The sequence below is a fragment of the Dysgonomonas mossii DSM 22836 genome, assembly GCF_000213575.1.
Classification (GTDB): domain Bacteria; phylum Bacteroidota; class Bacteroidia; order Bacteroidales; family Dysgonomonadaceae; genus Dysgonomonas; species Dysgonomonas mossii.
In genome coordinates this window covers 441180-457874 of sequence record NZ_GL892005.1, presented here as the reverse complement: position 1 = coordinate 457874, position 16695 = coordinate 441180, and the positions used below count along the sequence as shown (strand labels likewise).

Here is a 16695-nt window from a genome sequence, read left to right as displayed (position 1 = left end):
TGTTTGTTACCAACCTGCATTTTGAGTAAGAACATTTTTAGATAATGTAATCTGAGTATTCGGTATCTGCATGAAACCTCTTGTTTTCTTAATATTCTCAGCAGTGATTACAACTTCATCTTCTGCATTGCCACTCAATACTTTTTGTGACTGAGCAATAGTAGAAGCAGCAACATCAAGCCCCTGACGAAGTAAGTCCCAATAGCGAAGACCTTCGAATGCAAATTCGAAACGACGCTCTTCCATAATATTAGCTTGAGAGACTGTCTTAGTTGCAAGTCCTGCACGCTTACGCACTTGATCATAATAATTCTGTGCATTGTTTGATCCCAATTCGGCAGCCATTAACAGTACATCCGCATAGCGTATAATAATATAATCCTGATCTTGAGAAATCTGAAAGTCATTGTCACCTCCGGTATCAGAAGTACCATCAGGCAAAGCTGTTGGTGTATATTTCTTATTTGAATATCCGGTATACTCGCGTTGGTCTTTCTTATCATACTTAGCTTCAATTCCTTCTTTAGCTATGTCAATTATTGATGCTGTCTTTCTTTGGTCGTTAGCAGCAAAAGCATTCACTAATTTAGGATTTACAGTACACGCTCCCCAGCCTTTACCATAAGGCGACCAGTTTGTATTACGCATTCCCAACATAACCAACCAACGGTTTCCATCTACCATTCCGTTATAGTCGGATGTATTATTGAATTTTTCCGCAAAAATCACCTCTACATTTCCTGCTCCTGCATACCCCGACTTATCTAATTTATTATCGTCTGCATTCGGTATATAACTTGCTGCAGGCCACATTTCTTTATATGTAGGCAATAGATCAAACTCACCACTATCCACGATATCTTCTAACCCGGCTAATACCTCAGCCTTGGTTACCCCCAAATCATCTTTAGCATAATAACCTGTATAAAATAAATATACACGAGCCAATAAAGCTTTTGCAGCAAAACAGGTTACACGACCATCATTCTCACTAGCTTTAGCTTTAGGATAAGCATCAGCAGGAATATTAGCTGCAGCAAATTTCAAATCCTCAACGATCAGCTTGTATGTATCGGTAGGATCAGCCTGAGGTACATTATCGGTTGTTGGTGCAGTCAGAAGAGGAACACGCTCAAACAAACGAACAAGATCGAAATACAAAAGGGCTCTAATAAAGCGAGCTTCGCCTGCTATACGGTTTACGGTTGCAGCCTGATCGCTCCAGTCTGAGGCCTCCATCTTAGTCAATAACGTATTGCAACGAAAGATGCCTGCGTAATAACTTATCCAAGTCTGGTTAAATATATTATTATCAGAAGGCGATTGTGTAATATCGAAGCGGTCTAAAGCCTGATAACCACGTCCGTCAGTATTACCGGTTCCGCCAAAACAATTATCAGATAGAAGTTCTGAGGTGACATAATGCGCAACCCCTCCATCAGAAGTAGTACGCTGGTATCCGTCATAGCAACCGATCAAGGCCATTTCCATATCTGCGACAGTCTTATAAAAACTACCATCGGTCAGATTTGTTTTAGATTCTGTATCAAGATAACTATCAGAACAGGAGAATAGTCCCATACTTACAGCTACTGCTACTAATATATGTTTAAACTTATTCATAGTTTATATCTCGTTTAATGGTTAAAATTTAAGGTTCACACCGAATAAATAAGTCCTCGGGCGAGGATAATAACCTAAGTCTATTCCTGACACCCAGCCTGATGTACCATAACCGATCTCCGGATCCATTCCATCATATTTAGTAAATGTGAATGCATTTTGCACTGATGCATACAGACGACACTGGCTGATACATTTCAGGTTGATTAGTTTCGCAAAATCATAACCAATACTTATATTGCTTATACGTAAGAAATCACCATCTTGCAGATATAAATCAGAGAATTGCCAGTTTATATTTGTCTCTGTTACACGGGGTATTTTGTTTGATGTGCCTTCACCTGTCCAACGATTAAGGATTGCAGTTGTATAGTTGGCCTGTTTATTGGTATGATTACGGTACGATTGAACAATCTTATTGCCCATTACACCATTTGCATTCAGGTTAAAATCAAATCCTTTATATTCGAAACCGATATTAAATCCAAAAGAGAAATCAGGCATACCATTTCCTAGATCGGTTTTGTCTGTAGCGTCTATTTTTCCATTTTTATCGAGATCAACGTACTTAACATCTCCCGGTTTTACGTCAGCCTGTAGAATACCATTACCTGCAGCTTTCCAAGCCTCGATATCTTCCTCACTTTGGAATAACCCGGCAGTTTTATAACCCCAAAAATAACCAATTGCATAACCATTTTGAGCTCTGTAAAACTCCTCTGAGTTATCATAAAGCATTCCTGTCAGACCATGAATTATACCATCATCTGTTGGGATATTACCCACTTTATTCTTGTTGTAAGATCCGTTTACGCCTATATTATAGTTTACTTGGCCAATATTGTCTCTCCATGTTAAACCTAGTTCAATACCTGTATTTTTCACATCACCACCATTTATATATGGAGCTCCGGCTCCCGCAGTAGCTAATATAGGAGCTACAACCAGCCAATCTTTTGTTTTCTTTGTGTAAAAATCAACATTGATTCCTAATCTATTTCTTAGCATATAGGCATCAAACCCAATATTGAGCTGTTCTGAAGTCTCCCACTTAACACTTTCGTTAGACAAACGGCTTGGATAAGCTCCCGCAGTGTTTGTTTTGTTTGTTCCGAAGTTATAATATGCAGCGGGATCGCTACTTGTATAACCAGTGGAAGTATTTATTGGTGCAAGATATTGATCATCATCTATATTTTGGTTACCAACTTGTCCCCAACTTAAACGAAGTTTCAGAAAATCGAGAGTTCTGCTCTCTACAATACTTTGCATAAAGTCTTCATTTGTAATCACCCATCCCGCAGAGAACGAAGGGAAGTATCCCCATCTGTTACCTTTTGCAAACTTGGATGAACCATCAGCTCGCAAAGTTGCATTGAACATGTACTTCTCTTTATAGTTGTAGCCAACACGTCCAAAATAAGACACTCGACGATAATCGTGTTCAGGTCTACCACCTACACTTCTTGTTTCTACAATATTGCCATCACTATCCAAATGGGCCTGTCCTGTTGTATTATCTAAGTATGCATGTGAGAAATCATTGAACTGAGATAATAGATTCCAGTTAGATCCGGAAAGGAATGTTCCCTGATAACGTGTTGCCTCCATACCGACTAAAGCATTGATGGCATGATCATCGGCCAAAGTAAAATCATAACCTGCGGTATTAGTCCAAGTCAGGGTATGACCTTTACTCATATTCTGTAATGTAGTTGTATTATTTTTATTATAAGTATATACAGAAAACTGATAGAATGGCTCGAAGCTACGATATTCGGATGCATAATAATTAATACCGAATACTGATTTTAGCTTAAGGTTTTTTATTGGCTCTAATTCTGCATATATATCAGCCATCAATCTTTGAGAATCATTCTTATTGTTGGAGTTAGTCATCATTAAACCGTATGGATTACCATCACCATTATACCATGGCGAGTTGCTCGTATCATTATACGGACTGTCATAGATATTATTATCGCTATATACAGGCGACAAAGGAGATGTAGTAAATGCTCCACGTAAAGTATTATTATATTGGTTTCCAACACTTATACCTCTATTCTTGATATAGTTAAAGTTTAAATGTTGTCCTACCTTCAACACCTCCTTATACAACTTGTGCTCTGTATTGATACGGAAACCATAACGCTCATAATTAGAGACATCCTTACCTCCAACGATACCTTCCTGAGATGTATAGTTCAATGAGAGTGCATAAACAGAAGCCTCTGAACCACCATTCACATTCAACGAATAGTTTTCAGTTTTAGCATCATCTTTAAACATTTGGTTAATCCAGTTTGTATTGGCAAGAGTACCCATCGAATCAAAGTCAAATAAAGCCGATCCCGAATTTAATGCTTGCTCATTCATTATTGCCATATACTCATTTGCGTTGAGCATTTTGGCTTTACGTGCAACATTCTGCACCCCATAATATGCATCAAAAGATACTTGTCCTTTTCCTTTCGATCCTTGTTTTGTAGTTACTAAAATAACACCATTTGCAGCCTGAGCACCATATATGGCAGCAGATGCAGCATCTTTCAAAACATCGATAGATTGAATATCTGCGGCATTCAACACACTGATATCTCCTTCAATTCCATCGATAATATAAAGCGGCCCTGAATTTCCTACTGTACCAAGTCCACGTATAGTAACTTTCATATCTGCACCCGGTTGTCCGGACGTAGAAGAAATCTGTACTCCCGGAGCTTGCCCCTGAAGAGCCTGAAGAGGATTGGTAGTGTTTAATTTAGCTACCTCATCGCCTTTTACTTGCAACGTAGCGCCTGTATTCAGTTTTTTCTTCTGAACACCATAACCTATGGCTACAACTTCATTCAACACATTGGCTTCTTCTTTCAACTCTACGTTGAATACTGTTTGTTGCCCAACTGCAAACGTTTTAGAAGTGAATCCAATATAGGATACTTCGATCGTTGCATTTTCTTTCACACTTAAGGTAAACTTTCCGTCAACATCAGTCAAGGTACCATTTGTTGTACCTTTTTCTACAACAGAGGCTCCAATAAGAGGTTCACCTTCTGAGGTTACGGTTCCCGATATTCCACGTACTGACTGTGCATAAAGCCCAGCAACTGAGAGTAAGCTGATAATAAGCATCAGATATACCCTCCGCAAACAAATGCAACTTGTTTGCCGAAAAAATCTAGTCATTTTCTCATTCATGGTTTTTTAATAGTATTAGTGAATCTGAACTAAAAGTGATTTATGTAATAACAATAATTCTGCTTTATTCTGCCCTTTTTACAGAGAGCTTCTTTCCTGAGTATTTTACTTCAGATATTGTGTTTTTCTTTCCTTTGGTAATCCATTCTACTTTAAATATTCTATCTTTAGCCATACCTGTATATTCACCTTTAACATCGTCGACAGTAAGCTGCAGAGAGGCTTCATCATAACTAAACTTAATAGTCGAATATGCCCCATTTTCATAGTTGTAGTTTACCCCTTCGTCTTCGTATAAAGTAAACTCTCCGTTTTTACCTGTATATACTTTTATGGTGAGATCTGTTTGAGCTTCTTTGGTAGTCTGAATATCATTTCCCATAGGCAAAATAGAACCTTCTTGTACAAAGAGAGGCATACGTTCGTAGGGTGCAGATACTTTTATGCTTTTTCCTCCGGTAACATATTCTCCTGTATCATAGTTGTACCAATTTGTACCGGCAGGGAAATATACATCACGGGATGTTGCTTTGTATTGGTATACCGGACAAACCATCAGGTTCGGTCCAAACATATATTGATCGCTTATATTATGGGTAGCAGCATCTTTTCCGAAATCCATTACCAAAGCACGCATAATAGTATAATCATTGAAATATGTCATTCCCGCCAATGAATAGATGTATGGCATCATCTGGTAACGAAGCTTGGTATAATGAACCATGCTATTATATGCAGGATGACCTTCAGGAGCAATATTGTAGATCTCACGATAAGGATATTGTCCATGACTACGGAATAGCGGACAGAATGCACCAAACTGGAACCAACGAGCATTGAGCTCTCTCCATTCTTTCATATCTTCTGAACCTTCTTTCGCATTTTCATAACGTTTTTCGACACAGAAACCACCGATATCCATTGTCCAATAAGGAATACCCGACATAGCAAAATTAAGTCCGGCTGAAATCTGAGCTTTCATATCTTCCCAACGAGTACCGATATCGCCACTCCATGTAGCTGTAGAATAACGTTGCAATCCGGCAAAACCAGAACGGGTAAGCAAAAAGACACGGTTGTTAGGGTTAGTAGAACGCTGACCTTCATAAATACCCTGTGCATTAACAAGGGCGTAAGCGTTAAAGTACTCAACTGATGGGCCTAGAGCTGTAGGAGTCATTAGCTCTTTACGGTACTGCATACTTGCATTTGACAAAATATCCGGCTCGGAAGCATCCATCCACCAAGCATCAATACCTTTAGAATATAGCTTTTCGTTCAACTGATCCCAAAATAGTTTGCGAGCACCTTCGCTGTAAGCATCATAAAATCCTCCAATATAACCCGGGCTGATCCAATCGCGGATACTATCTTTCACAGCACGGTTAAACATCCATCCTTTTTCGTCAAAAGCCTTGTAATTATCTGTTGTATAATAAAACTTAGGCCATACAGAAATCATAATATGCGCATCTTTTGCATGTACGCTATCCATCATCCCTTTTGCATCAGGGAAACGCTCGGTATCAAAATCATGGCTTCCCCATGCATCCTTCGGCCAATACGACCAATCTAATATGATGTTATCTAATGGTATATTTCTCTTGCGATATTCATCTACAACGCCAAGCAACTCTTCCTGAGTTTTATATCTTTCACGGCTTTGCCAGAATCCCATTGCCCATTTAGGCATAATTTGCGACTTTCCTGTAACAGCCCTATACCCTTTAATTACATCATCTGCATTGTTTCCACGAATAAAATAATAGTCGATCTGGTCGCCCATCTCTGACCAAAGAGCCAACTTATTTTGTTCTTCCTGAGATTTCGGGCTCAAAGCTTTAAGTCCTATATATGAAATACCACCATCAGGTTTCCAATCGAGTTTGATTTTACGTTTTTCTCCGGCTTTCATATCCACCGTGAACTTATAGCTATTCGGATTCCATGCTGTACGCCATCTTTCAGGCACTATTACCTCATTATCCAATGATATGGTTGTATAACCTGCATAATAAAGTATAAAATGATATTTGCCTGTTTCCTTTGCTTCTATATCTCCTTCCCATGTGATGCGAGAATTAAAGAACGGAAAGTCTTGAGGAAACTTTTTTACTGTTTCCAGGTTTTCGTAATCAATCTGTGATTCTGCTCTTTCTACAAAAACTTTATTTGGATCGGCATTTACCATATAAGTAGCGGTCAGCCCGCCTTCTTTTCCTGTTTTGTCATATAGCTTAAATTGATCTAAGTCGAGATAATCGCGAGAATCACCGAACTTAGTCAGTGAGTAGTTATCCCAAAGTATTCCATAGTTTTTGCTGGATAAAACAAACGGAACAGACACTTTTGTATTATATTGGAAAAGAACCTCATTCTTTCCCTTGTAGTTAAACTCATCAGCCTGATGTTGTCCAAGTCCATAGAAAGCCTCATCGGCCGGAGATTCGAACACTTGCTGCATAGTATATGCTTTTGTCCCTTCAACTTCGATATCAGAAAACGATTTACCTCCTCCTTTATTCTCAGCGAGAAGTACATTACCATTTATATCCGAGAAGGTAACCTCTCCTGTAGTCAGAGATACTGTAGCAATGGTAGAAGCTGTTTTGAGAACAACATTTCCGTTTTCCTCTTTAGCATCCCATCCTGTTGTTTGTGTTTTATCATATATGGTGATAAGACTTTTTTTGTCAGAAAACTTATAGCCGGGAGTAGCCGAAACATGGATTACATCATCATTGACAACTTGCAATCTGATGTTTTTTGTAGCTAAAGCATTATCCGTTTTCAGGTTTACAATTATTCCGTCACTCGTTCTCTGATATGGTCCGCTTTTACAGCCGATGAATAGAGCCATCGACAACAAACTGACCAAAAGCAGTTGATTTTTTTTCATGGTTATTATGGTTTAAGTTTCATTGATACAAAAATATCCCTGAATATGCAGAGAGGCATTCTTAAATGTTTTTAATGCAACCGTTAAAGATTCTCTGCAGGGGTTTAAATGTTTCCATTTAGGGATTAAAATGCTAACAAAACATCAGAAATCGCTTTATTTATATAAATTTGTATCCATCGAACCTGAATACCTAGCAATGAAAAAGCCATTATACACCCTTCTATTCCTCTTATTATCTTTTATCATAAAAGCCCAGCAATTTGAATTCTCTCATTTGAATAATACAAACGGCTTATCAAACAATCAGGTGGAAGCAATCTTAAAAGACAGCCGTGGTTTTATGTGGTTTGGAACAAATATGGGGCTCAACAGGTACGACGGGATAAACTTTAAAACATACAAGAACATAAAGAATGACAGCAAAAGTCCATCTTACGATCGTTTTACAGGAATACAAGAAGATATAAACGGTAACCTATGGTTGCAGTCGAGTGCAGGTATTTATATGCTATATGACTGGAAATCGGAATCTTTTATAAACAATATAGATTCACTGCTAAGCGATATAGGGTTACCACCCGCACCAGCTATTATAGAAATAGACAAGAAGAAAGATTTATACATTTCATATCCGGGAAAGGGTATTCACAAATACGATGCAACTAGTAACAAAATAACAATCTACAAGCAATCGAAGAATACAAATGATCTGGCTCTGTCTGATATCTCCGATATAAAAATAAAGGATAACTACATTTGGGTTCTTCACAACGACGGACTTTTGGAACGTGTAAACATGCAGACAAACAAAGTGGATATGCGAAATACGTTCTTTAAAGACAACAACCAGAATTCTACAATACAGAAATCCTTATTTATAGATTCTGATAACGATATTTGGGTTTATCCGAGTATAGCGGATAAAGGCGTGGTATATCTAAATACAAAAAAAGGACAATGGACTTTACTGGACACCAACAGTAAGGTTGCATTATCGAGTAGCTTTGTCAGATGTGTAGGACAGGATATTAACGGCCTGATATGGATAGGAACAGATCATGGTGGTATAAGTATTCTGGATAAAAAAAATCAAAAGATAACGGTTCTTAAAAATGATATATACAATCACAACTCTATCAGTCAGAATTCTATTATCAGTTTCTATGGTGAGCCAAACGGAACAGTATGGGTAGGCACATACAAAAGTGGTGTATCTTATTATCATCCAAACCTTTTCAAATTCAGGAAATCACCCCTCTTTTATATGTTTAACAAAAATGCAGAGATATTCGACTGCAATAGTTTATACAAAGACAAGAGCGATAATCTGTGGATAGGGACAAATGGAACCGGCCTTATCAAATACCATCAAAGCACGGAGAAAGTAGAACGTTTTAGAAACAATCCTAACGATGCGGGAAGTATCTCGTCTGATATTATCACATCAATATACGAAGATCACAGACAAACACTTTGGATTGGAACTTTCATGGGAGGGCTGAACGCCTTTGATGGTAAAAGTTTCAAGAAATTTCAATTGAATGAGACAAACTCAAACTCTCTTTCGAGTAAAAGTGTATATAGTCTTACCGAAGACAACGACCAGAATCTATGGATCGCAACTCTTGGGGGAGGTATAGATCAGTTAAATTCTGCAAGGGATACCTTTACTCATCACAATATGAGCAACAGTAAAGATCTTCTATCCAATTATATTGTATCTATGTTTGTAGATACTCAAAATAATATATTTCTAAGTACCGACAGAGGAATATGCGTATTAGACGAAAGTAAAAAAGAGGTAAGAAGATATTTCCCCAACAATACATTCCTCGATTCCCTCACCAGCATTGTTATAAACAATCAGATTGTAGATTCAAGAGGTCTTTTATGGATTGCTACAGACAAAGGTATCAATGTATATTATCCTGCGAAACAACGATTTGAATATATAACAAATACTGAAGGACTTCCGAGTGATGAAGTTGTATCGCTTATAGAAGATAATGATGGTAATATATGGGCAGGAACCCGAAACGGATTGGTATGCTTTTACTGTAAGTATGACAATCAGCAACTGACGTATACAATCGCATCATTCGATGTTAACGACGGACTGCCGGGTTCGGTATTTAATACGAATGCTATATTTAAAGATAAAGACGGAATTATTTACATAGGCAGTACTAAAGGATACACATCTTTCGATCCAAGAAAAATAGTATTTAATAAAAATGTACCTAAACCGCATTTCACTGATCTTCTGATTACCAATCAGGTGATTAAACCGAATACAAAATACAATGGACGTGTTATTCTCGAAAAATCAATAACAGACCTTGATGAGATTATTTTACATTACGGCGAAACTAATTTTACAATACAATTTTCATCCCTAAATTACATCCATTCCGAGAAGAATCGGTATAAATACATGTTGGAAGGGCTCGATAACAAATGGACTGAAACAAGCACCGGAATCGGCTCGGCATCATACTCCAACCTTAATGCCGGCACATACAAACTTATTGTCTATGCCAGCAATGACGATAATGTATGGAGCAGTGAACCTATTGTTTTGACAATCGTAGTAAAACCACCATTTTGGCTATCATGGTGGGCAACTATTATATACATACTCATCATCATCACGGTTTTAAGGTTTTTCATAAAATATAAGTTGAATAAACAAAAAGAAGAATACGAACAGGCTCAAAAAATACTGGAAGCTCAGAAAATACATGAAGTAGACGAATTGAAATTCAAGTTCTTTACCAATATAAGCCATGAATTCAAGACTCCGCTCACGCTTATTCTTACACCGCTGGAGAAACTTATGAAATCATCTGTATCGGAAGAGCAAAAAGCTACGATGAGCATCATGCACAAGAATGCAAAAAACTTGTTGAACATGGTGAACGAAATACTTGATTTCAGGAAGTTTGACCAAAATAAGATGACTCTGAACATTTCACGAGGGAATATTATAGAGTTTACAAAAGAAATCTGTCAGTCATTCTCGGCATTGGCAGGAGAAAAATCAATAAAACTCACATTCACAACATATCTGCAAGAACTGCAAATGGAGTTTGATAAAGAAAAGATGCATAAAATCATATCCAATCTCATTTCCAATGCATTCAAATATACAGAAGACGGGCAGATAGATGTCAGCATTGGCATTTCCGAACTGCTGCAAACAGATACACCAACCAAACAGTTATGCCTGAAAGTTTCTGATACAGGCGTTGGCATAGAGAAAGAATATCTCGAGAAAATATTTGAACGCTTCTTCAGAATAGAAAAAGTAGAAAAAAACAATCAATCTGGAACCGGAGTAGGACTCCATCTGGCCAGTGAATATGTAAAATTACATGGAGGCGAAATACAAGTAGAAAGTACAGAAGGAAAGGGTTCTACCTTTACAATATTACTACCTATACAAAATTCGACATATAAGGAACTAAGCAACCAAGACATTATACATTCGGGAGATATTTCTATTAGCGAAATAAAAGAGGGAGCCGAGCTCGATTTAAAGTCGGCACAACGCGCACATCTTCCGCTTCTACTAATAGTGGACGACAATGAAGACTTTTGTGAATTTATCACCAGCTTGTTTATAGACGATTATCGCACTGTCATAGCAAACGATGGAGAAGAAGGATACAGCATTGTGCTCGATCAACTACCGGATATTATACTATGCGATGTTATGATGCCAAAGATGGATGGATATGAGTTTTGCAGGCATGTAAAAGGAGATATACGGACTTCGCATATTCCGATCATATTACTTACGGCCAAATCGTCGGAAGAGAGCAAATATTCGGGTATTGAGGCAGGAGCAGACGATTATATCTCCAAGCCTTTCAACATTGACATGCTGAAACTAAAAATAGCGAAGATCATCGAGAGGCAGAAAAAGGTACATAGCAACTTCAAGAAGAAAATAGATATCTCCCTGAGTGAAATAGAGATAACATCTATGGACGAAAAGTTTGTGCAAAAAACAATCTCTATTGTGGAAGAAAATATTGGAAATCCTGAATTTCTTGTAGAAGACCTTTGCAAAGAGATGGGCATGAGTCGAGTCTATTTTTACAAAAAAATATTGGCCCTGACAGACAAGACCCCTTCTGAGTTTATCCGCTTTATTCGTTTGAAACGAGCAGCTGATTTATTGGAAAAAAGCCAGATGTTTGTCAATGAAATCGCCTTTCAGGTAGGATTTAATGACCCCAAATATTTCCGCAAGTATTTTAAAGAGGAATTCGGTGTAACCCCCAATGAGTATAAAAAAAACGTATCGAAATGATCTAGTAAACATATTACCCCCCTTTATGAAACATACAGAATAGATTAAAAGCTAAAGATGTAATATTTTTGTATTGCACGGTTAAAATCTATTCCATGAAAAAATTATTATTTATTCTGCTATCTATTTTGTTTGCGAATACCGGGGTATTTGCACAATATGTCTATCCGTTCCAAAACACAAGTTTAAGCGACGAAAAACGCCTCGACAATCTACTGTCTATAATGACAATTGACGAGAAAATAAATGCACTATCCACAAACTTAGGCGTTCCTCGCTTAGGAATTCGAAACACAGGACATTCTGAAGGATTGCACGGGATGGCTCTGGGAGGCCCGGGTAACTGGGGCGGTTTCAAAATGGTAAATTATCAGCGCGTACCCGATGTATATCCTACAACTACGTTCCCTCAGGCCTACGGGCTAGGTGAGACATGGGATACAGAACTGATAAAAAAAGTAGCTGACATAGAAGCCACAGAAATAAGATATTACACACAAAACGAAAGATATACAAAAGGAGGTTTGGTAATGCGTGCCCCCAATGCTGACTTAGCCCGGGACCCACGTTGGGGACGCACCGAGGAGAGTTTTGGAGAAGACCCTTTTCTAGTATCGGAGATGGCCGTAGCCTTTATAAAAGGACTACAAGGAGAAAATCCCCGATACTGGAAATCGGCATCCTTAATGAAACATTTCCTAGCCAACAGTAATGAAGACGGGAGAGATTCTACATCCTCTAATTTTGACAATCGACTGTTTCACGAGTATTACTCATACCCCTTTCGCAAGGGTATAGAAAAAGGTGGCTCTCAAGCCTTCATGGCAGCTTACAATAGCTGGAATGAAATACCGATGACAATCCATCCTATTTTGAAAAAGATCCGTAAAGACTGGAACTTTAAAGGAATAATCTGTACCGATGGAGGAGCTCTCGATCTGTTGATAAAAGCACATAAGACATTCCCAACCCACACAGAAGGTAGTGCTGCCATCGTAAAAGCCGGTGTAGGACAATTCCTCGATAATTTTCGCCCATATATATACCAAGCTTTAGAGAAAGGGATGCTGACAGAAGCAGAGATAGACAAAGCCATACGGGGAAATTTCTATATCGCATTAAAGCTAGGCCTACTAGATGGAGATCAGACAAAACTACCTTATGCTCATATAGGAGTTACCGATACAGTTTCGGTATGGAGAAATAAAGAGATACAAGATTTTGTACGTCTGGTTACTGCAAAATCTGTTGTGCTACTAAAAAATGAGAAAAAACTATTACCTTTAAATAAGGGAAACATCAAGAGGATTGCAGTTATTGGACCACGAGCCAACGAAGTATTACTCGACTGGTATAGCGGTACTCCGCCTTATACAGTTTCCATACTACAAGGTATAAAAAATGCAGTCGGTAACAATGTAGAAGTTATATACGAGTCTTCGAATGAAATCGACAAAGCCTATCTTGCCGCACAGAAAGCAGATATAGCTATTGTATGCGTCGGAAATCATGTATATGGCACCGACCCTAAATGGAAATACTCACCCGTACCGAGCGACGGACGTGAGGCTGTAGATCGCAAAGCTTTATCTCTCGAACAAGAAGACTTAGTAAAGATTGTACACAAAGCAAATCCTAATACCGTAATGGTACTGGTCAGCAGTTTCCCTTTTGCTATAAACTGGTCGCAAGAGAATATACCGGCAATACTACATATTACAAACAACAGTCAAGAGCTCGGAAATGGTCTGGCTGACGTAATCTTCGGTAACTATAATCCGGCAGGCAGAACAAATCAGACTTGGGTAAAATCCATTGCCGACCTGCCTCCGATGATGGATTATGATATACGAAATGGTCGCACATACATGTATGCAAAAGAAAAGCCGCTATACCCTTTCGGATATGGTCTTAGCTACACAAATTTCACCTATTCCGATATGGCCTTATCTTCTTCTGCTCTTTCTAAAGGAAAAAATCTGAAAGTATCTGTTAATGTAAAAAACACAGGAGATATGGATGGAGAAGAAGTAGCTCAGCTATATGTATCGTTTCCTCAGTCAAAAGTAGTACGACCAATCAAGCAACTAAAAGGCTTCGATCGTATTAGTATCAAAAAAGGAGAAAGTAAGACTTTTGAATTCACCTTAAGTGCCGATGATCTTGCTTATTGGGACAACGATAAAGACTCGTTTGTAATAGAACCCGAAACAGTGAATATCTTGATAGGATCATCTTCGGAAGATATCAGGCTGACAAAAGAAATACAACTAAAATAACCAATCTAAGACCTATGAAAATACGAATTATTCTTTGCCTCAGCATTTGCCTCAGCACGCAGCTTGCGGCTCAACAAAAACGCATATTAGGCGAACCAATTGACATGAGTGTCGACTTTAAAGATTTTCACAATACCTTTTTCTTTGCCGACAAGGTGGCTTCATTTAACGGAGCAGACGGCAAAGGGAAAATCTCGTGGAAACGCACATCATTGTACACTCGTCAGGCTTTTAATGTTAATACAATCTTGCCACAAGATTTAAAGATGTTAGATTTTCCGGGTGAAGCCTATGAACAAAACCCTGAATTAGACTTCTCGGTAGATTTTGTTACACCACGCACTTTGCGAATAAGAATGTTGACAACACCCGTTCAGCCTAAACCCTTCGACTCTCCTATGTTAGTCAAAGAACCGGGGAAAGACAGTTCATGGAAATATTCTAAAACAGGAAATACCCATACCTATAAAAGCAATTACGGAAGTATAGAAATTGAAGAAAATCCATTCCGTATCACATTGAGAGACGAAAAAGGAAAACGTTTGACCGATACATGGCGTTGGTGCGACAATGATTCTTCGCAAGTAAAGGTTATCCCTTTCAACTTCATCAAACGGGGAGTGGATAATAGCCGGGCAGTAAACCCAGTATTTTCATTATCTCCGGGTGAAAAAATATTTGGTTGTGGCGAATCTGTAACCAAATTAGACAAAAGAGGACAAAAAGTGAATCTATTTGTTACCGACCCGCAAGGCCCCGAAACAGATCAGATGTACAAGCCTGTTCCTTTCTTTATGAGTAATCGTGGCTACGGGATGTTCATGCACACATCAGCCCCTATCACTTGCGATTTTGGAAATACCTATGTAGGTGCAAACAAGCTGTTCATGGGAGACGAAGCACTCGACCTATTCATATTTATCGGCGAACCCAAAGACATACTGAATGAATATACCGAAATAGTAGGGAAGCCATCTATGCCTCCACTTTGGTCGTTTGGCACATGGATGAGCCGCATCACTTACTTTGAGCAAAGCGAGGGTTATGATGTAGCAGCCAAGCTACGTTCTTACAAGATACCGTCAGATGTTATTCATTTCGATACAGGATGGTTCGAAACAGACTGGCAATGCGACTATAAATTTGCACCATCGAGATTTTCCAATCCTCAGAAAATGATTGATGATCTGAAGAAAGATGGATTCCACATCTCGCTGTGGCAGCTGACTTATTTTACACCTAAAAATAAATTTTTCAATGAAATAATAGAGAAAAACCTGCATGTAAAAAACTCAAAAGGAGAAATGCCTTATGAAGATGCAGTTTTAGACTTTTCCAACCTTGAGACTGTAAAATGGTATCAGGACAAACTTGCAGGGTTACTAAAAATGGGAGTTGGTGCAATAAAAGTAGACTTCGGAGAAGCCGCACCAATGGAAGGGTTTTATGCGTCAGGGCATGGTGGATGGTACGAGCACAATCTGTATCCGCTGCGTTACAACAAAGCTGTTGCGGACATCACCAAAGAAGTCAACAATGAAAATATTATATGGGCCCGCAGTGCTTGGGCAGGAAGCCAACGCTATCCTCTCCATTGGGGTGGCGATGCTGCCAATACAGACATCGGTATGGATGCCACATTACGTGGAGGCCTCTCATTCGGGCTAAGCGGCTTCTCTTTCTGGAGTCACGACATAGGAGGATTTGTGGTTGCTGCTCCCGAAAATCTGTACCGCCGTTGGTTACCTTTCGGATTTTTGACATCGCATAGTCGTGCACATGGAGCACCACCAAAAGAGCCGTGGCTATATAACGATAACTTTGTAAAAGCTTTTCGTGAATCAGCCGAAATGAAATACAAATTAATGCCGTATATTTATGCACAGGCTAAATTATGTACCGAAAAAGGGTTGCCTATGGTTCGGGCTTTGTTTGTGGAATATCCTGACGATGCCGGAGCATGGTTTGTAGAAGATGAGTATCTCTTCGGGGCTGACATATTAGTAGCTCCGATGATGGAAGCCGGAACGGAGCGAAATGTATATCTACCCAAAGGCAACTGGATCGATTATCAAAGTGGAAAAACATATCAACAAGGATGGAATGTGATAGAAGCCGGCAAAATCCCTGCTATCATTCTGGTGCGCGAGGGTGCTGTTATCCCGCACGCCCAACTTGCTCAATCTACAGATAAAATCAATTGGTCTGATATAGAACTCAAAGTTTATGGAGAAAAAGAAAAAGCGACAGGATTCGTTTGTCTTCCGTCAGACAATAAACTAACAGATATTATTCTTACAAAATCGGGTAATAATTATCAGTTGGAAAAAGGACAAATACAAGGTGTACATTATAGGATAAACAAGTAAAAA

6 protein-coding genes are annotated in these 16695 nt (G+C 38.7%); 3 read left to right on the top strand and 3 right to left on the bottom strand.

Annotation, left to right across the window (positions count from 1 at the left end; all coding sequences use genetic code 11):
* Positions 1-6: 6 nt before the first annotated feature.
* The 3 genes from HMPREF9456_RS05495 to HMPREF9456_RS05485 form a co-directional block, all read right to left on the bottom strand.
* Positions 7-1623: a RagB/SusD family nutrient uptake outer membrane protein gene (locus tag HMPREF9456_RS05495; RefSeq protein ID WP_006842485.1), complete on the bottom strand. Its 1617-nt coding sequence runs from the start codon at positions 1621-1623 to the stop codon at positions 7-9.
* Positions 1624-1644: 21 nt separating this feature from the next.
* Positions 1645-4812, bottom strand: coding sequence for a SusC/RagA family TonB-linked outer membrane protein (locus tag HMPREF9456_RS05490; protein WP_006842484.1), 3168 nt, complete (start codon positions 4810-4812; stop codon positions 1645-1647).
* 76 nt (positions 4813-4888) lie between these two features.
* A complete protein-coding gene (locus HMPREF9456_RS05485; RefSeq protein WP_006842483.1) occupies positions 4889-7723 on the bottom strand; it encodes a TIM-barrel domain-containing protein in 2835 nt (944 codons plus the stop codon).
* A gap of 199 nt (positions 7724-7922) precedes the next feature.
* Between HMPREF9456_RS05485 and HMPREF9456_RS05480 the strand changes: the two genes are divergently transcribed.
* The 3 genes from HMPREF9456_RS05480 (at position 7923) to HMPREF9456_RS05470 (ending at position 16692) form a co-directional block, all read left to right on the top strand.
* Positions 7923-12044: a hybrid sensor histidine kinase/response regulator transcription factor gene (locus tag HMPREF9456_RS05480; RefSeq protein WP_245530992.1), complete on the top strand. Its 4122-nt coding sequence runs from the start codon at positions 7923-7925 to the stop codon at positions 12042-12044.
* 95 nt (positions 12045-12139) lie between these two features.
* Positions 12140-14323 carry a glycoside hydrolase family 3 C-terminal domain-containing protein gene (locus tag HMPREF9456_RS05475; protein ID WP_006842481.1) on the top strand — a complete coding sequence of 728 codons (2184 nt, stop codon included), beginning with the start codon at positions 12140-12142 and terminating at the stop codon, positions 14321-14323.
* 14 nt (positions 14324-14337) lie between these two features.
* Positions 14338-16692, top strand: a complete 2355-nt coding sequence (locus HMPREF9456_RS05470; RefSeq protein ID WP_006842480.1) for a glycoside hydrolase family 31 protein — start codon at positions 14338-14340, stop codon at positions 16690-16692.
* Positions 16693-16695 lie beyond the last annotated feature (3 nt).

Coding starts and splice junctions, on each gene's coding strand:
- HMPREF9456_RS05475 (WP_006842481.1), top strand. CDS start 12,140: ATGAAAAAATTATTATTTATTCTGCTATCTATTTTGTTTGCGAATACC.
- HMPREF9456_RS05495 (WP_006842485.1), bottom strand. CDS start 1,623: ATGAATAAGTTTAAACATATATTAGTAGCAGTAGCTGTAAGTATGGGA.
- HMPREF9456_RS05470 (WP_006842480.1), top strand. CDS start 14,338: ATGAAAATACGAATTATTCTTTGCCTCAGCATTTGCCTCAGCACGCAG.
- HMPREF9456_RS05480 (WP_245530992.1), top strand. CDS start 7,923: ATGAAAAAGCCATTATACACCCTTCTATTCCTCTTATTATCTTTTATC.
- HMPREF9456_RS05490 (WP_006842484.1), bottom strand. CDS start 4,812: ATGACTAGATTTTTTCGGCAAACAAGTTGCATTTGTTTGCGGAGGGTA.
- HMPREF9456_RS05485 (WP_006842483.1), bottom strand. CDS start 7,723: ATGAAAAAAAATCAACTGCTTTTGGTCAGTTTGTTGTCGATGGCTCTA.